This is a genomic window from Tindallia texcoconensis, from assembly GCF_055383815.1.
Genome location: NZ_AP042431.1, coordinates 1,943,950 through 1,963,151, shown reverse-complemented (window position 1 = coordinate 1,963,151; position 19,202 = coordinate 1,943,950). Strand labels below are relative to the sequence as shown.

Here is a 19,202-nt window from a genome sequence, read left to right as displayed (position 1 = left end):
GCTCACAGAAACCTTACAAAAATGAAAGCTTCCTGTAAGGTAAATCCATGGCAGGTATTTCCAAAGCAACGTATAATAAGCCTATGAGGGTAGGAACCTACTCATCGTCATGACTAACGTGTCCTTAGGGATACTGTTTTATAACAAGGAAAAGAAATAGGAGGCAGGATCCATATGAAATCATTATTAAGTGTCCAAAATGCAGAAAAATATTATGGCAATAAAGGCAATGTGACAAAAGCCTTGGATGGTATCAGTTTCGACGTAGAAGCAGGGGAATTTCTTGGAATTATGGGTGCTTCAGGCAGTGGAAAAACGACATTGCTTAATTGCATCTCAACCATTGATCAAGTCACCACTGGAAGTATTAACGTCAAGGGACAAGATATTACACGGCTTAAGGCCAAGGCTATGGACCATTTTCGCCAAAATGAATTAGGATTTATATTTCAAGATTTTAATCTTTTAGACACATTAACCGCCTATGAAAATATAGCCTTAGCCTTAACCATCAAGGGAGAAAAAAGTCATCTTATCCATGATAAAACCGTAGCAGTCGCAAAATATTTAGCCATCGAATCTGTGCTAAAACACTATCCCTATCAACTATCAGGTGGACAAAAGCAACGGGTGGCTTCTGCAAGAGCTATTATCGCAGACCCATCCTTAATTCTAGCAGATGAACCTACAGGTGCATTGGATTCTAAATCCGCACGATTATTACTAGAATGCTTTGAAAGCCTTAACAAAGACCTAAATTCCACCATTCTAATGGTCACTCATGATGCATTTACTGCTAGTTATGCCCAAAGAATTTTGTTTATTAAAGACGGTACCTTATTTAGTGAAATCCTTCGAGGAAATCAATCTCGAAAGGCTTTTTTTCAACAGATTATAGAGGTGATGACCTTGTTAGGAGGGGATGATGAGCATGTACTTTAAGATGGCGTTAAAAAATGTGAAAAAGGGTTTTAAAGATTATTCTATTTATTTTATGACCCTTACTTTAGCGGTCTGCATATTCTACAGCTTTAATTCCATTGGTTCTCAAAAAGCTTTTGCTTCCCTAGAAGGAATGGAAATGGATATCATTGCTGATTTGACCGCTATGATTGGATATCTTTCCATCTTTATATCTTTTATCGTAGGAGGATTGGTGATTTATGGCAATCGCTTTCTGATTAAACGACGAAAAAAAGAATTTGGAACCTATATGATTTTAGGCATGAGCAAGTGGAAGGTATCAACAATATTGGTTTTTGAAACCTTAATGGTTGGCATGGCTTCCCTTATGAGCGGATTAATATTAGGCCTCTTCGTGTCCCAAGGTATCTCTCTTTTTACCACCATCTTATTTGAAATCCCTATGAAGGACTATGCCTTTGTGCTTTCTTTGGAAGCCATGAAGAAAACCTTCTTTTATTTTGGGATTGTGTTTCTTGTGTCTCTTCTATTTACCATAGGTTCTTTATCCAAGGTAAGTGTCCTTAAACTTCTAAGGGCTTCTAAGATCAATGAAGAAATGAAAATCAAAAGTTCCCCCTTATATATCTTGTTTTTTTTGACATCCATCGCCCTCCTTTTTAAGGCTTACAAACTAGTCTTAACCGTAGGTTTTCGGCCCATGGAAACAAGCTTCCTTCTTTCCTTAGCCCTGGGAATTCTTGGAACAATCCTTTTTTTCTTTAGTTTTTCTGGGTTGATGATTTTTATCTTACGAAAAAGTACACTATTTTATTTGAAAGGAATTAATATCTTTACAATCAAACAACTAAGCAGTAAAGTGAATACAAACTTTTTAGCTATGTCCATGATTACTTTCATGCTTTTGATTACCATTTCTGTCCTTTCCACTGGATTAAGCTTTCATAAAGCCATGGAAGAGAGTTTTGAAACATCCGCACCTTTTGACGCCAGTGCATCGGCTTATAGGACGGAAGAGGAAATCACGGATATTCACGCTTCTTTAAAAGAGGTAGGATTACGCTTGGATCACCAGGAACAATATAGCATGATCGATGTATATGGCCTCGGCCTAACAACCATGGAAGTATTCGCATTAGAGGATGGCTCCAACGCCTTAAGCCTTTATGATCTAGAGGTATCCGCCGTCAAGCTTTCAGAGTATAATAAAGGAAGAACACTACAAGGAAAGGCACCAATGGAATTAGAAAAAAATGAAGTATTGCTATTAGGTAACTTTTCTGAAGTAAAAGGGGTATTACAACAATATATGGATCAAGAAACGACCATAACACTGCCTCAACAAATATATACACTGAAAAACCAAGTGCTTTTAGAAGATAATCTGGTCAATACTCCTATGCCATCTTTATTCCCAACCCTTGTCTTTCATGATGAAGAAATAGAAGGTCTGCCCATTCAAGAACGCCACTTCAACATCATGTATCATGAGGACTATCAGGAAATATCCGAAAAAAAATATCGACAGATCTTTTCCAAGTATAAAGACGGTACTTTCCAAGAAAAGACCTCTGGCTTTATCATAGGAGACACCAGAGAATCTATGTTGATCTCTAACACTGGCTTGACAACGATCGTTCTTTTTCTTGGAATCTACTTAGGCATCGTGTTCCTCGTAACCAGCATGGCGATTTTAGGCCTTCAACAAGTTTCAGAAGCTGGAGATAGTATTGAACGCTATCGTTCCTTGAAAAAAATAGGCGCAACGGATCAAATGATCCATCAAAGTATTTTCCAACAAATTAGTATCCAATTTGCATTGCCCCTTATAGTCGCTATCCTTCACTCCTTTATTGCCATCCATGTGATGAATCGTTTTATTGCACTTTTTTATCCTGTAAACATAGGAAAAAGTGCCTTGATTACAGCCATGTTGTTTATAGTGATTTATAGCGGATATTTTATGGCTACTTATATGGGGTATCGAACTATTATTCATAGCAACAACTAAGAACTGGAGGTGCTCTGGTGAAAAAAATTATCATTGTCGAAGATGATCAGGTTATTCGGGAAGAACTAGAAATATTCTTGCGTAAATATGGCTATGATCCTAAGGCTATGGATTCTTTCGAAAATCCAGTGGAGGAAATAAAGAAAGAAATGCCAGATTTGATCCTACTCGATATCAACCTTCCTTATTACGACGGCTATCATATTTGTCGAGAACTTCGAAAAACAATAGATACCCCCATCGTGGTAGTCACCAGTCGAGATAGCGAAGGAGATGAGCTGATGAGCATGAACTTAGGTGCAGATGATTTTATCACCAAGCCCTACAACACACAGATTTTATTGGCTAGAATTGCCGCCATTCTTCAGCGAAGTCAAAAACAAATGCAACAGCAGGAAATGATCCATCATGACGGATTACAGCTTAATTTATCCACAGCTGTTCTGAGCTATGAAAATTCCCAAGTAGAACTTACAAAAAACGAAATCAGGATCCTCTCCTATCTTTTAAACAATGTGGGAAAGATTGTTTCCAGAGAAACCCTTATGGAGTATCTTTGGAGTACAGATTCCTTTGTGGATGATGCTGCCTTAAGCGTAAACATCACTAGATTAAGAAAAAAACTAACGGAAGTTGGTAAAGAAGGAATCATCGAAACCAAACGAAAAATGGGGTATCTCATCCAATGACCCTCTATGCGTATATGAAAGATAAAGCCTTGTTTTTGATGGTTAATTTCCTTCTATTCCTTGTCTTAACCATGATCATGATCATCGGAGGATTAAATCCACAACTCATCTTATTGCTATTTGTTTTATGGTTTCTACCTCTCACCTCTCATATGCTGCTAGAAGCCATCAAGCTCAAAAGATATTATGACCAGATCCAAACCGCTTTACAGGAATTGGATTCCACCTACTTATTGCCTGAAGTAATGGAAAAAAGCACCTTTATCACCGGGCAAATCCTGAATGACATTTTAGGGGTCCTCTGTCGAGATATGCATGAAGAGGTAAAGAATCACAGAGATAAGCAACAGGGATATCGAGAGTATATTGAGGGATGGGTCCATGAAATTAAAACCCCCATTGCTTCTTCAAAATTAATTATTGAAAACCAACGAAATCCCACCACAGAAAAAATCGAAGGTCAACTCAAAAAAATTGAAGGCTATGTACAGCAAGCTCTTTACTACGCCAGAAGCAACACCGTACGAGAGGATTATTTGATTAAAGCCTTTCCCCTGAAATCCTTATTAGTTTCCGCCTTAAAAAATAATTCCAAGGATTTTATCGCAAAAAAAATAACCATCGACATGAAAGAAGTAGATTATATTGTCTATAGCGATTATAAGTGGGTAGAATTTATTGTTCAACAGATTCTCATCAATGCTATCAATTACAGTAAAGAAAACCGTGGGCGACTTGAGATTTTTTGCGAAGAACGGCCTAACGCGCTGATTTTAATGATTAAAGACTTTGGTATTGGAATCAATGAACGTGATATTAATCGGGTTTTTGATAAAGGGTTTACAGGAGAAAATGGCAGACGTTTGGGCAGCGCCACTGGCATGGGTCTTTATCTCTCCAAAAAATTATGCCTTCAATTGGGCCTTTCCTTGGAAATTATATCCAAGCCCATGGAAGGTACTACAGTAATGCTGGGGTTCCCCTTGGATAAAAAACGAACAGAGGTATTGTTGGAGTTCAATCAACCTAATAACAGAACCCAAGAAGAGGGGAATTCCTCTTCTTAGGTGCCACAATACGTTTTGTATGGCTTGTCAAAGGGCGGTGGACTTTGGGCATATTTTTCTTGGTCATCTGTATACGCATAAGGATTTTTAAGTGCTTCTAACAAGGATTCCATAAGGGTGAAATCCTGCTGTGTCACTACGGCTTCCAAGGCTTTTTCCACCCAATAATTCCGAGGAATTACGGAAGGATTGGATTCTTTCATTTTGGTAGCTATTTGAGGTAAAGGAATCCTTTGATGGGCTATCCGTCTTCTCCAACGCTGAAGCCATTGATTAAATTCTTCTTTCTTTTCTCCTGGAGTGATTCCAATATTGGCTTCTTCCTTCGCTATGTTTAACGTCAGATTACGGAAGGTGTTGGTAAAGTCCATCTGGTTTTTTTCCATTAATTGAAGTAAATCTTCTACCAGTTTAATATCCTGTGGCGACCCGGTCTCTATTCCCAGTTTATTCCGAAACCCATCCAGCCAATATTGACGAAATAAAACCGGATATTGTGCCAGCACTTCTTGGGCCACTTCAAGGGCCTTTTTTTCATCCGGATCCAATAAGGGCAATAAGGTTTCTGCAAATCGAGCTAAATTCCAACCAGCCATAGTGGGCTGGTTTCCGTAGGCGTATCGACCATAGTAGTCGATGGAGCTAAAGACTGTGGATGAATGATAGGTATCCATGAAAGCACAGGGTCCATAATCGATGGTTTCTCCGCTAATAGCCATATTATCTGTATTCATAACACCATGAACAAAACCTGTCAGCTGCCATTTAGCTATTAATGCTGCCTGGCTGTTTACCACCTGTTTCAACAAGGAAAGATACGGATTTTCCACCGACTCCAAACCAGCATAGTGACGATGATACGTATACTCCGCCAGTTGTCTTAAATGCTCCTTTGTATCCCATTTAGCCACATATTCAAAGGTACCTACTCGTATGTGACTAGCCGCCACTCGACACAGAATCCCACCAGCAAGTCGATGTTCCCGAAACACTGGATCCCCTGTACTCACCACGGCTAAACTTCTTGTTGTAGGAATACCGAGACCATGCATGGCTTCGCTAATGATATATTCCCGTAGCATTGGTCCTAAGGCCGCTCGTCCATCCCCTTTTCGTGAATACGGCGTTTGTCCCGATCCTTTTAATTGTAAGTCTACCCTCTTTCCTTCTGGAGTGATTTGCTCCCCTAGCAACACTGCCCGACCATCTCCCAACCTGGTAAAATGACCAAACTGATGGCCCGCATAAGCTTGAGCTACAGGAGTCGCACCTTCTGGAATCTGGTTTCCTGCCAATACTTGGATTCCTTCTTGGCTTTCCAATTCTTCTGGGTTCAATCCAATATCCGCTGCTAATGTTTTATTGAGCATCACCATCTGCGGGGAAGGGACGGGCTCTGGTTTCAGTCTTGTGTAAAAGCTTTCCGGCAATGTAGCATAACTATTTTCTAGCTTCCATCCAAGTAGTTCCTTCTGTTTTTTTTTCTTGGTCATCTCTCTCACCTTCTCTTTCTGACACCTAGGGTCAAGGATCCTACCCAGGCTTCTTTTTTAATAGATACCCTTTCTCCCATTGAAATATTGAACACCCTGAACAACTTGGGCATAAAAGGTTCCTTTGTTGACAATAATCCTTTGTATCGGGTACAATTAGTACGGTAAAGCCATTTCTCAAAAGGCAGCTGCTTCGTTTTTTAATGAGAAGCAGCTTTTTCTTGCCTTTGGCTAATGGAAACTACAGAAGGAGACTTATTCATGCCCAAAGACCATAAAGAAGATTTTCCCCAAGAAGTACAACGTTTAGAAGAAACGAAAGATTATTTAGAGCAAACCATTGGAACCCTTTTAAACAGCCGCGAAAAATTCAAGGAAGAAATAAAAGATGCTTATCTTCATTTAGATTTTCTAGACAGCAGTTTAAGTTATTCCAGTATTATGCTTAATTCAAAGATGCTGGATGAATTAGAAAAGAATTTTGCCCTCTTAATGAAATCTCGTCAAAAACCATATTTTGCACGAATGGATTTGAAACAAAAAGGCAAGGAGCAAACAGAAGCTTTTTATATTGGAAAAGTCTCTTTATTTGACGAAACCATGGACACCCCTCTGGTAGTGGACTGGCGAGCTCCTATTGCCAGTGTCTATTACGATGGTCGCCTTGGAGAAACCAGCTACAAAGCCTCCGGCGGTACCTATGCCATCGATTTGTATAAAAAACGCCAGTACACCATTGAAGAAGGAAACCTGCAGGAGTATATGGACGTAGATATTTCTACATCAGATGCTTTTCTACAGGCCTCTTTGGAAAATCATGCTGGTGAAAAATTAAAGGATATTGTTTCCACGATTCAAGAGGAACAAAATACCATTATTCGAGCTGATATCACAAAGCCACTGATTATACAAGGCGTTGCCGGCAGTGGAAAAACAACGATTGCCCTTCATCGAATTGCTTACTTGATCTACACCTACTCGGATACTTTTGTACCAGAAGACTTTATGATTATAGCTCCCAATCATCTGTTCTTGGATTATATCTCTGGGGTTTTACCAGAGCTGGGAGCAGAACGGGTACATCAGACCACTTATATCGACTTGATGTTTTCCATCCTTGGTAAGAAACATCGACTGACGGATTCCAATGAAAAACTACGATTTTTGGTAAAAAATGACCCTGCCGGAGATCTGGCTTCCGCCAAAAAATCCATGCAAGAAGCCGCCGCCTTCAAAAATTCCATGGACATGAAGAAATTGTTGGATCTTTATATCCAACAATTGAAGGATACTCTCCTGCCAGAAGAAGACTTTTGTATAGGGGATAAGGTTCTGCTCACCCGTCAATCGATTCACCAGATGGTCCATGAGGATTTTTCCTACTTACCTCTTTATAAACGAATTGACCGCCTAAAAAAAATGCTTTCCAAGGAAGCGAAAAATGTCTCAAAAAAAATCTTAGCCTCTTTAGAACATGAGTATGATGTCCTCCTAGACCGTATTCGTAGCCAGGAAGAACCGTCGGATCAACGGACAGATAAACTGGTATCCCTCATGAATGAAAGGGACGAAAAACTGGAGGCTCTTAAAAAAGAGGTTCGAAATGCTGCCAATCACTACATTAAAAAAATTCCAAAAGACACCTTGCTGAATCTCTATCAATCTCTTTTTTCCCAGAATCTTTTATGGGAAAAAGCCACTACTTTTTCAAATCCAGAAACCCTTGGCTCCCTATTGGAGGAAAGCAACTTAATTTTTGCCAGCAACAAGCTGGAACTTGAAGATTTAGCTCCTATGGCTTACCTTCACTACCAGCTTTTCGGCCTAAAGGAAGATTTGGACATAAAGTATGCCGTCATAGACGAAGCCCAGGATTTCAGTGATTTTCAGTTCCATGTGCTTCGAGAAGTTCTAGGAACAGATCAATTTACGATCCTGGGTGATCTGTCTCAAGGAATTCATATGTACCGATCCATCACGGATTGGTCTTACCTTCAACATCATGTTTTTCAAGACCCAGCCAATTATTTAACCTTGGAGCAAAGCTACCGAACCACCATCGAAATCATGAATATGGCCAATTGGGTACTAAGTCAGTCGGCTACAGAGCACCTGCTTAAAGCCAAACCAGTGGTACGCCACGGCCAAGAGCCAACAATAAAGGGTTTCCAAGAAACTTCTCAAGTGATTCATGCCATCCATGAGCAGGTGAAGTCCCTAAAGGAAGCGTCTTTTACCACCATTGCCATTATTACCAAATCTCAAGAAGAAGCCACCAACCTTCATAAAAGACTTGTGAAGAAAACTGACTTGAAGCCGGTCTTGGTGACGGAAAAAACCCTTCATTTTGACCATTCCATTTTTGTCATTCCCGCTCATCTATCCAAGGGACTGGAATTCGATGCCGTTATCATTACGACCCTAGAAGATCGATTTACCCTAGAGGCTTTGGATGCGAAATTGCTTTATGTTGCCATGACCAGAGCTCTGCACCGTTTATCTTTCTTCTATACAGAAGGAACCCTAGACTATTCTATTGACTCATACCACCCTAAGGAGCTTTTATGAAAACCCACACAAATACTCAACCTAAAAGCAAACTGGCTTTTCCTGGATATAGCTGGATCATTGTCCTCCTCAGTGGCCTAATCCTTTTTTTCTCTGGTCCGGGCCAAACGTATAATGTTTCTGTTTTTATCGACTCTTACATTGAATCTGAAGGCTGGAGTCGCTCTGCCATTTCTGGATTTTATTCTGCCGCCACTTTAACGGCAGGTCTTTTAATGCCTTTTTCTGGCAGATTGATCGACAAGAAAGGCCATCGTTTTATGACACCAGTTATTGCTGGATCCCTTGCTCTAGCCTGTTTTTGGATGAGTTTTATGCAAGCCCCTTGGATGTTGGTACTGGGCTTTGTAATGATCCGACTGTTTGGGCAAGGCTCTATGACACTGCTTTCCACGACTCTGACACCACAGTGGTTTCATCGAAAGCAAGGCATTGCTCTTAGCATTGCTTCCTTAGGCGGCGTCGCTGGTCCTGCTTTAATTCCCATCATCAGTACTTATCTCATTCTCCATTACGGTGCCAGCCTTGCCTGGCGTTTCTGGGCTTTCTGGCTTTTAGCCTTGATGGTACCTTTGGCCGCCTTGTTGATTCGGAATCGGCCAGAAGATATCGGCATGGCACCCGATGGCAGAATGGCTTATGAAGCAGATTCCAAAGACATCACTTCCTCTAAAGAGACAAATCCTACGGCCCCTATGACCCCGGATTGGGAACCTGGAGACGCGACGAAGACCCGAACTTTTTGGATGATGATTTATTGTATGCTGGTCCCCTCTATGATTACAACAGGGATCACCTTTCATATTGTTTCTATCATCAGTGAAAAGGGATTTCCTGTGACCTTCGCAGCCTTGATCTTGAGTATCACGGCAACGGTACAACTACCAGTTACTTTTTTAATTGGCTGGGCTTGCGATCGGTTTCCTGTCTACAAATTAAAAGCCTTTAATTATCTGTTGATGGCCGCCGCTATTTTATTGTTGCTTTATAGCCCCACAAAGCCATTTTTGATTCTTTATGCGGTGATTCACGGCATTTCCATCAGTGCCGACCATGTCAGCACCAGCGCTTGGTGGCCTGGGAATTTTGGTCGAAAGCATCTGGCCACCATTCGAGGAATGGGCATGACTGCCATGGTCATTGGCTCGGCTTTGGGACCATTGCCTTTTGGCTTTGCCTACGATACCTTTGGCGACTATCAGTTTATTTTGTTAACCATGCTTCTTTTTCCCCTTTTAGCTTTTGGTGCTGCTCTTATCTCACCGCCTCCTCAACAATCCTAAAAATAAACATCGGTTATTTTTAAGCCTTAGGTTTCAGAAACCATCCGTCACGCTGTTTTATGAATAGCAAAATGAATTTTATTTGAGAGAATGGAGGATTTCATCATGCAAAGTTTACCCTTATTCTTCGTTTTATTGTTGGCCTTTATGGCTGGTAGTTTTAAGAATTTCAGAAAACGCCGAAGCTGTGTTTATCGAAGTGTGCTGACACAAAAACATCTCACCACCGTAGGCCTATCTTCTCTTGTCTTCCTTGGAATCACCTATACCACCGGTCACTTTTGGACCAATTACTTGTTGGTATTGGCTGCTAGCGTCTATATCCTTTCGAGTGTAATGACTGCAGGGATCCATGAAAATGGCATTCTCCGTTTTACCGGTGTCACCTTGCTGGGAAAAATCGAAAAATGGGAGGATTTAGAGGACCTACGTGTAGAAAAAAAATCTTTGACAGAACTTCGCTTTAAGGTCAAAAATGGAAAACAGACCCAGTATTATCCTTCCAAGGACTTTCAGTCCATTAAAAAATTCCTGAAACGAACTTAGGTCGTTTCAGGAATTTTTTTGTTCTTTGCCCACATTCTACTCCTACTATTCCATTATAAAAATACTACTTTATCATTGCTATATATAGAAAATATAGTATAATAGTACTATATTTATGAAGGCATCCGTTAACCACAGGAACACTTATCTTTCATTGGAGGAATGGGCATGAACTGGCATATGCCCCAAAACGATCATCTCACTAAAATGAAAAATAGTATTTTTCTTACCATACTCCGAATTTCAACTGCTGCATTTCTTATGGGAGCTTTTGTTAACCTGCTGAACAACCGGCCATTCATCAATATTGTTTATCCTATGATTGCTGCCGTTTTCATTTTTATTTTGGATTATCTATACCGTTCTTGCAACAAAAACCTTGTTCGGTTGGTTTTTTTACTCTTCTTATGCGTTGGATATCTACCCATTGCCTGGCTCACTTCTCCTGGCTCTTACAGTGCCATGTCTTTTTATGCGGTACTCTTGCTTTTTATTTGTTACATTGTAATCCAAAAAACATGGGAATACCTTTTTCCAATATTGTTCACCATCACCACCATACTACTTCTTCATATGGAGCTTCTCCGGCCAGATCAGTATACTTTCTATACAGACCCTCAGCATCGAGCTTTCGATTTATCCTTGAATTTCCTCTTGGTTTCAATTACTCTATTTGCACTCATATTTATATTAAACAACTCTTTCTCCGATGAACATGCCCGTGTTTACCGTTTTTCCATTACGGATCCACTCACGAATTTATACAATCGCAGGTATTTACATCACTTTCTTACCCGTATTATGGAGAACAATATGATTTCTCCTATTTCCTACTCTCTTCTATTGATGGACTTAGATAACTTTAAGCAAGTTAATGACTTATATGGCCATCCAGAAGGAGATTTTGTTCTAAAAGAATTTGCTAGGGTTTTAGAAACGGCGTCTAGAAAAAACGATATCGTGATACGATTTGGCGGAGATGAATTTTTACTGCTCTTAATGGATACCAATGAGGAAGGCATTACTTTGGTTGAAAATCGAATCAAAGACCTCTTTCATCCTATTTGCCTAAAATATCCTACTATTCCATTATCCGTGAGTTTTGGCAAAGCCACCTGCTCTTCTGAAACAGCGGACGAAGTCATCAAGTTAGCCGATGATGTCCTTTACAACAACAAAGATGCTTCTAAAAAAAGGGTGGCCTCCATCAAATAATCTGCCACCCCTCTTATGTATCTCCCTTTAAACCAGAATCCAGTCTCCCGTATTTTTTAAAAAGTCTGTTGAAACAAAGTCTTTCCTATTTCGCTGATAACTTTTCTGTGTCGCCTTAATCCATCCCCATCTATCTTGATTGGGATCCGGTAAATGAATAACGGCCATTCTTTGTGGCTCAATAAAGTCTCGAATTATTTGTCTGGCTCTTGGAATCCCAGCATATGGGAAGTTCGCCAACAAGACCTGGATCTTTTCTTCCCTCAAATGAAAGCCTTCAAAGTTTTCCGAAACTGGGGCTGCATCTCCTAAGTGAAGTACTTTTTTTCCTCCATCAATCAGATAGGCTAAGTGAAAGATCACCGTATCCGTCTCCCCTTCATGCCGCATGGCCATCCCTTTTATTCGAAGCCCTTCTAAGTAGATGGTTTCGCTCTGTCCCAAAGCAGGATTCATTCCATATAATCTTTCTGACAAAACATCTGGTGCCTCTTTCCTAAGGGCAAAAACCACTTCTTCCGGTGCAATGACTTTGGTTTTTTGACTATTTTTTAAAAAAGAAAGCACCCGCTCTACATCAAAGTGATCGCTGTGCTGATGCGTCACTAGCAAAAAATCGATCTGATCATAAGGTGGTTCCTGATTCAGTAGTTGCTGATAAATATCTTCCGGCGTACTTTTAAACATGGGAATCTTCGACTTAGTCAAGGCATCAATGAGGATCCTTTTACTCCCTATTTCCACTAATACTCCTGAATTTGCAATATATTGAATCCTTTCTGTTTTTTCCTGCCAATCACAAGAACGCATTCTTTCACCTCTCGTTTCCTTCTGATTATTCAACCTTTCTCTATGATAATACCAACAAGGCTTTATTTGCATATCGATCAACATAATCTAAGTGTCTCTGTGCTATAATTGTAGCTCATATATCTTTCTAGGCCTTCCTTTTCCTTCACTTTCTTCTCCAACAATCTTAGAATATCCCTTTTCCTCTAAAGCACCTAAAATTCGACGAGCACTGCGTTCAGTCATTCTCAAATAGTGGGCAAACTCTTTTGCCGTAACTTTGCATCCATGTTTATCCATCATAGCAACAATTCGATTAACACTTTTTACACTTAATTTTGTTTTTTCAGCTACAGATATAATTTTTTCCTCAAGCGAAGCCAGCCTGTATTCAAGCTGATGCTCCTTTCCAAGCGGTCCTTTGATTCTATGATTTTGATCAACTATAAAAAGGCAATCCCCTCCATATTTTTTTGCATGTTCAAGACCAATTCGTGCATTATGCTCAGCATCATAGGCAGTAGTATCAAACCCTATACCAACACTTGCTCTCATCTTCAGCTTTTTCCGGATTATATCTAAGAGTGTTATTTCACCATGGTTTTTTGAAGAGTTTTCTAAAGATCCACCCGTAGTAAAAATCAAGTATTCATCATTTCCCATTGAGAAAATTCTACCTTTAGTTTCTTCAGCATAGTCTAAAAGAATTCTATGAAAATCTAGCTTAAGCTTTTGCACTCCATATTCTGAAGGGAATTTCTTGATTTCTTTTTTGAATTCATCTATATTTACTACCAACACAGCAATTTGATTATGTCTAAGTTTTCTAGCTTTAACCTCATATAGCGCTGATTCAATTACTTGTCGAATTAGAGGGCGAGTTACTAATACTCTGTACACTGGTATCCCTTCCCTTTGTAAAATCTTGCTTGTTTCTTTCAGACAGGTTACAGCTGCTTCGGTTTTTTCATTTCTAAATAGATTCGTATGATAATCTGCCCACTCTTGATACTTTAAATTTTGCTCATATTCTTTTATAAAAACATTTTTACTGGACATCTCCAAATCTTCGTAAATTTCATTCATTTCTGTTGTTGAAACATTATCAAAACTCACCTTTTCAATGTTCCTGCCACTATTCTTCATTTTCAGAAGCGCTTGGTAAATACTCGTTCCGCTATGCGGTAAGTAAAGACTAGGAATTTCCATTTTCATTTTTTTCATCACAATGTAATATGGTACATGCCCTGAAAAAATAACTGCATCCATTTTATCGATATGTTGTTCTGCCAGGCATATAGCATCTTCTTTGCATCTATACGGCAGAGGAATAAACACTGCTTCTTTTTCATATTCTTTCGAAACTTTATCCATTATCGTTACTGAGTCCTCTGCTCCAATTAATCCAATTGTAAATTTCAATGTTACCACCTCATTTTACTGTTCGTATTGTAACCTAAATCACTTTCAAACTTCATATATCTATTGCTTTTAGCGAGTTTTACAAAAATATAGTGGCACCCCCTTTGAGGCAGTATAATTGAGTCACCACAAGTAAACCTCTACCAAAAAGAAAGGGTGTCACTATGGTTACAATTATATGCCATCTCATTATGATTAATCAATTGCTTCTCGCTCTAATTGTTTCTGAATTTTTGTTTTCTCGGTTTTCATGTGCTCCTTTACAGTACCTTACTGTTGATTTATTATACATCATTTTATGTTCTTCCATCATCTTTTACTAGAATACATGAGCTCTATTATTCTATCCACTTAGAGAAGATCTAATCAGGTTTTCATTACACTTCTTCAGATATTTCCTTATAAAAAAAACCCTTTGAACCACATATAGTGGTTCAAAAGGGTTTTTTTATTATTTATTTAACCGACACCACTCTAAGGCTGTCTTACAAAGAACTTTTGTCCCTAAAGCCAGTATTGCTTCATTAAACTCATAATGTGGGCTGTGGGGTGGATGAATTTCTTCCTCTTCTCCGTATCCTAGCCAAAGAAAAACCGAAGGAACTTCTTTAGCAAAAAAAGCAAAGTCTTCTCCACCCGGAGCAGGTTGATCTACTTCTATATAGGATCCTTCACCAAGCATTTCCTCAGTGGAAAACTTTGCAATTTTTACCATTTTTTCATTATTTATCACAGCTGGATATCCAAAGGTATAGTTAAATTTTGCTTTTGCATTCATTGCCTCAGCACCTTTTTCAATGACAGTCTTCATTCGATCATGAATTCGAAGACGTGTTTCTTCGTTGAAACTTCGTACTGTTCCATAAAAGTGCACCCTCTCCGGAATAGTATTGTACTGAGTTCCACCTTGCATAATCCCTATCGACATAACGCTTTGTTCGAAAGGACTTATATTTCGACTAATCACAGACTGAAGATTAACAATAATCTGCGAAGCCGTTATAATAGGATCGATTCCCATATAGGGGAGTGATGCATGAACCCCTTTTCCAACAACTTCTACATTGAATGGATCTGAGGCCGCCATTATGGGACCCACTCGCGATCCAACTTCCCCTACTTTCAATTTAGGCCATATGTGCATTCCCACCATAGCTTCTATTTTAGGCTCATCTGAAAGCACACCATCTTTTATCATATGTTGTGCACCACCACCTGTCGTAGCATCCTCTTCGGCTGGTTGAAACACAAGCTTCACAACACCACATATCTGATCTTTCATCTCATTTAAGACTTTGGCACAGCCGAGTCCCATAGCCATATGACCATCATGCCCACAAGCATGCATAAGCCCCTTATTCAATGACTTAAATTCAGTTTCTACCTTTTCTTCCATTTCCAACGCATCCATATCAAACCTAATTCCAATGGTACGTCCTGCCTGCTCTCCGTAGATTACTCCAACTAAACCAGTGTTGTAATATCCTTCCTTAACTTCAATTCCCAGGTCTGTTAATGACTTTTTAATATATTCTTTTGTTTTCCATTCTTCCTTACTTTTTTCAGGGATCTGATGAAGAGCTCTTCGATGATTAATAATCCATGTTTCGTTCGCTTCTATTTTGTCTCTAACAATTTCATTCATATTTATCAGCCTCTTTTTTAATATTGTCCATCTTTAACCAATCGTACTTACAACAGAATACTTCCGCCTGGACCTAACGGCAATCCAAGTATATGCCATACCGATAACATAATCATCCATACTACCATAAATGCAATTGTATAAGGCATGACCATAGACATAACCGTCCCGATTTTAGCTTTTTCTTTGTCATATTTAGCAAAAAATCCCAAAACAATTGGAAAATACGGGAACATAGGCGTAATCGCATTTGTTACTGAATCACCAATTCTATAAGCAAGCTGAGCATACTCTGGTGAGTATCCTAGCAGCATGAACATTGGCACAAACACTGGTGACAGCAATGCCCATTTGGCAGCACCACTTCCAATAAAAATATTGACCACAGTACTCACCAAAAGAACTCCTAATACCATCGGTAATCCGGACCAGCCCAATGTTTCTATCAGATTTGCCGAACTGACCGCTAAGATCATACCTATATTCGTCCAGTTAAAATACTGAACAAATTGAGCAATGACAAAAACCAATACGATATACCCAGCCATCCCTTCCATTGCCTTTGTCATTAACTTCGGAACATCTGATTCAGATCTAATAGTACCCACCGTTATTCCATAAACCACACCTATAACGATAAACCAGAATAGTATGAAGGGTACAATCCCTCTTAAAAATGGTGACGGCACAAGGGTACCACCTTCCCCTCTAAAAGGAGAGTCTTGGGGAATCAACATTATCACTATTGCCATCCAGTAAATTAAGCTTGCAATTCCTGATCTTAAAAGACCTTTTGTTTCAATCGCCGAGACCTTAAATTCATCTTCTGCCAACTCAAAATCTTCTTCAGGTATATATTCGCCCGCTTGCGGCTCAACAAACCTTTTTGTAATATACGCCCCTACCACCGTAAGAACAAATGTGGATGCAATCATAAAATAATAATTAACAGCTGGTGAAACTTCAATACCAGGTTGTATAGTTTGTGCTGCTTCCTCAGTAATCCCAGCAAGCAACGCATCCGTACCAGCAATAAAAATATTTGCTGTAAAGCCAGCACATGCCGCTGCATATCCAGCCGCTATACCCACTAAAGGGTTTCTTTTCGTTCCATAGAAAAGCGCTCCTGCTAAGGGTGGCACAATAATAATAGCCGCGTCAGACGCAATATTTCCTACAATCCCGATAAAAAAAACTGATAATAGTAATAGTTTTTCAGGTGCTCCTAACATAACCTTCTTCATAAAGGCTGACATAAAACCTACTTTTTCAGCAAGCCCTATCCCCAGTACCATCGTCAGCACAAGTCCCAGGGGCGCAAAACCCGTAAAGTTGCTAATCAAATTCAATACCATCCATTGCAGCCCATCACCAGACAGTAAATTTTTGACTATTATTTCTTGACCATCAATGGGATGGATAACAGAAATGCCCATATGACTGGCAACCAAAGAAATCATCATAACTACGACACATAGTATAACAAATAAAGTAAAAGGGTGTGGTAATTTATTCCCAGACCTTTCTACAAAATCAAGAAATTTGTTCAGCATAGATCTTTGCTCTATTTGTACCTTCACTGGCATTACCTCCTAAAATCTTATTTTTATCTGCTACAAGTACAACTTTTCGTCCTAAATATTTCTCGACCTCTCTACCTTCCTGCTATTTTGAGTATGACATCCTTATAAAGACATATCCCTTTCATTAAAACTGCTTCATCAAAATCAAATCCTTCGTTATGATGAGCAGCTTTCGTTTCAGCACCAAAAAAGATATAAGTCGCTAAGCCGCCCCGCTCTTGCACTGATTTCATCATAAAAGTCGCGTCTTCACTTCCACCCAAATACTTTTCATTAATGACTCCTGTGATTCTTTCTTTATTTTCCAGTGCTACCTCTTTAACAATATCAACTAATGCCTCGTCGCAATCAGCCGCAAGTGCCTCGCCCTCTTTTTTCATAGAGACGCTATTGCCATACATCTTTGCAGCACAATTCAGTATTCCAGCGACTTTATCATACATATAATCATTTAATTCAGGTGTCTCACCACGAGTTTCAATTTTCAAAGTAGCTGCTGGTGGAATGACATTGCGCCCTACTCCTCCTTGCATCACCCCTACATTAACTCTAGTTGTACCCTTACTATGAGGTGAAATCGCATGAATATTAAGCACTGCCGTAGCCGCCGCCAAAAGTGAATTTTTTCCTTCTTCTGGTGCATTGCTTGCATGAGATCCTTTTCCATAAAAATATGCATCCATCTTAGTCGTAGATAAAAAACCTGTCGTTTTAGGGGCAATGAATCCAGTTTGAAGATTAAACCCCAAATGCCCAGCTAGAAAATAGTCCACATCCTCTAATAAACCTTTCCCTACCATCGCTCTAGCACCTCTTACGCCTTCTTCCGCTGGTTGAAAAATAAGTTTGATAGTACCCGTTAGGTTTTTTTTTTCTTTTATCAGCAATTCTGCTAAACCTAGTCCCATAGCGGTATGACCATCATGTCCACAGGCATGCATCATCCCTTCATTGACAGACGCAAACCCTTCTTTTGTAGGTCTATGCTCCAAATCTTTTCGCTCAATCACGTCATTAGCGTCTATGTCAAAACGAATCGCAATAACTGGTCCGGGCCTTCCAGTTTTTAAAATTCCAACAGCTCCCGTATACCCTTCCATTTTTTCAATAAACTTTGAGTTTCCACCTTGTCTTATACCACGCTCAATATGATTTGAAATTTCTTGCTCAGCGTCCCTTCCCATCACCATTGGTATATGAATAACTTCTTTGCCATACTTCACTTCCAATCCTAATTCTTCTAATATTTCAATAATTCTGGATGTTGTTCGAAATTCCTTCCATCCCGATTCTGCATAAAGATGGAACTCCCTCCTATAGCCAATAACTTTTTCTTCCACTTCTATCACATCCTTTCTGGCATCCAACCTAAAATACTTTCTTTTTTCCCTTACCAATTTATAATGTTTTTTAAACCTGTCCCCCTTCCTATAAGGTTGTTCATTTACGGTCTATTTATGGAAATGTCCTTATGTATCTTAATATTCGACATTTATTTTGAAATTCCTCTTTTATTTTTATTTTATTTTTATTTTTACTTTATTTTTTCAATAAGGTTTCAAACGTATTTTTCACATGTTTATGATAATCTAAAAGCACCCCACCATATTAGTTAAAAAATTCCCCAGAAGAAGTACAATTAACCCTATGACATTTCATAAGGGGCTAAGAGGATGATCCATTTAGTGCAAAAACAGGAAATCATATTAAAAACATTTTAGGGAAGGGAAATCACAGAGAGATATTAGCAGAGAAACAGATATTTCCAGAAAGACGATCCGGAAGTATATTCAAAAATATAAAGAACAAAAACAAAGAGTTTTTGAGGGAGATCCAGAAGATAAATAAATCATCAATGACTTTATGGCACCACCTAAATATTATAGTAGCAATCGTGTACGAAAGAAGCTGACGGATTAAATCATTGATCGCATTCACTTTTTCATAAGAGAGAATGCAAAGAAAAA

Annotated in this window: 15 protein-coding genes; 9 read left to right on the top strand and 6 right to left on the bottom strand. The window is 39.2% G+C overall.

From position 1 onward, the window contains the following. Window positions 1-174 precede the first annotated feature (174 nt). The 4 genes from ACZ47N_RS08805 to ACZ47N_RS08790 are packed head-to-tail and all read left to right on the top strand — an operon-like array spanning window position 175 to window position 4,691. Window positions 175-942, top strand: a complete 768-nt coding sequence (locus ACZ47N_RS08805) for an ABC transporter ATP-binding protein (RefSeq protein WP_464886181.1) — start codon at window positions 175-177, stop codon at window positions 940-942. Beyond that, on the top strand, window positions 926-2,935 hold the full coding sequence (locus ACZ47N_RS08800) for an FtsX-like permease family protein (RefSeq protein WP_464886180.1): 2,010 nt from the start codon (window positions 926-928) through the stop codon (window positions 2,933-2,935). Before ACZ47N_RS08805 ends, ACZ47N_RS08800 begins: the two co-directional genes overlap by 17 nt. A 17-nt stretch (window positions 2,936-2,952) precedes the next feature. After that, entirely contained in the window at window positions 2,953-3,624 is a 672-nt protein-coding gene (locus ACZ47N_RS08795) for a response regulator transcription factor (RefSeq protein ID WP_093313729.1), read from the top strand. Then, entirely contained in the window at window positions 3,621-4,691 is a 1,071-nt protein-coding gene (locus ACZ47N_RS08790) for a sensor histidine kinase (RefSeq protein WP_464886179.1), read from the top strand. The genes ACZ47N_RS08795 and ACZ47N_RS08790 overlap by 4 nt, the downstream gene beginning before the upstream one ends. Here the strand turns inward: ACZ47N_RS08790 and ACZ47N_RS08785 are convergent. Beyond that, a complete protein-coding gene (locus tag ACZ47N_RS08785; protein ID WP_464886178.1) occupies window positions 4,688-6,184 on the bottom strand; it encodes a protein adenylyltransferase SelO in 1,497 nt (498 codons plus the stop codon). The two genes, ACZ47N_RS08790 and ACZ47N_RS08785, sit on opposite strands and share 4 nt — an antisense overlap. A 261-nt stretch (window positions 6,185-6,445) precedes the next feature. On the opposite strand from ACZ47N_RS08785, the gene helD reads away from it, so the two are divergent. From helD to ACZ47N_RS08765, 4 genes are all read left to right on the top strand, one after another. After that, entirely contained in the window at window positions 6,446-8,752 is a 2,307-nt protein-coding gene (gene helD, locus ACZ47N_RS08780; RefSeq protein WP_464886177.1) for an RNA polymerase recycling motor HelD, read from the top strand. Next, on the top strand, window positions 8,749-10,035 hold the full coding sequence (locus tag ACZ47N_RS08775) for an MFS transporter (protein WP_464886176.1): 1,287 nt from the start codon (window positions 8,749-8,751) through the stop codon (window positions 10,033-10,035). The genes helD and ACZ47N_RS08775 overlap by 4 nt, the downstream gene beginning before the upstream one ends. Window positions 10,036-10,140: 105 nt before the next feature. Beyond that, window positions 10,141-10,581 carry a hypothetical protein gene (locus ACZ47N_RS08770; protein ID WP_464886175.1) on the top strand — a complete coding sequence of 147 codons (441 nt, stop codon included), beginning with the start codon at window positions 10,141-10,143 and terminating at the stop codon, window positions 10,579-10,581. A 168-nt stretch (window positions 10,582-10,749) separates the two neighbouring features. Beyond that, the gene (locus ACZ47N_RS08765) at window positions 10,750-11,796 is read left to right on the top strand and encodes a GGDEF domain-containing protein (protein WP_464886174.1); all 1,047 of its coding nucleotides are present in this window, start codon (window positions 10,750-10,752) and stop codon (window positions 11,794-11,796) included. Between the two features lie 27 nt (window positions 11,797-11,823). Here ACZ47N_RS08765 and ACZ47N_RS08760 read toward each other — a convergent pair whose 3' ends face one another. The 5 genes from ACZ47N_RS08760 to ACZ47N_RS08740 all read right to left on the bottom strand — a co-directional run bounded on the left by ACZ47N_RS08760 (window position 11,824) and on the right by ACZ47N_RS08740 (window position 18,575). Next, window positions 11,824-12,606: an MBL fold metallo-hydrolase gene (locus tag ACZ47N_RS08760; RefSeq protein WP_464886173.1), complete on the bottom strand. Its 783-nt coding sequence runs from the start codon at window positions 12,604-12,606 to the stop codon at window positions 11,824-11,826. Between the two features lie 102 nt (window positions 12,607-12,708). Further along, entirely contained in the window at window positions 12,709-14,007 is a 1,299-nt protein-coding gene (locus ACZ47N_RS08755; protein ID WP_093313745.1) for a helix-turn-helix domain-containing protein, read from the bottom strand. A gap of 451 nt (window positions 14,008-14,458) precedes the next feature. Beyond that, window positions 14,459-15,652 (bottom strand): M20 metallopeptidase family protein, encoded by a 1,194-nt coding sequence (locus ACZ47N_RS08750; protein ID WP_464886172.1) that lies wholly within the window; start codon window positions 15,650-15,652, stop codon window positions 14,459-14,461. 47 nt (window positions 15,653-15,699) lie between these two features. Beyond that, complete coding sequence (locus tag ACZ47N_RS08745) at window positions 15,700-17,232, bottom strand: AbgT family transporter (protein WP_242870090.1); 1,533 nt, start codon at window positions 17,230-17,232, stop codon at window positions 15,700-15,702. A 74-nt stretch (window positions 17,233-17,306) separates the two neighbouring features. Further along, on the bottom strand, window positions 17,307-18,575 hold the full coding sequence (locus ACZ47N_RS08740; protein ID WP_464886171.1) for an amidohydrolase: 1,269 nt from the start codon (window positions 18,573-18,575) through the stop codon (window positions 17,307-17,309). 403 nt (window positions 18,576-18,978) lie between these two features. Between ACZ47N_RS08740 and ACZ47N_RS08735 the strand changes: the two genes are divergently transcribed. Then, window positions 18,979-19,083, top strand: a complete 105-nt coding sequence (locus ACZ47N_RS08735; protein WP_464888428.1) for a hypothetical protein — start codon at window positions 18,979-18,981, stop codon at window positions 19,081-19,083. Window positions 19,084-19,202 lie beyond the last annotated feature (119 nt).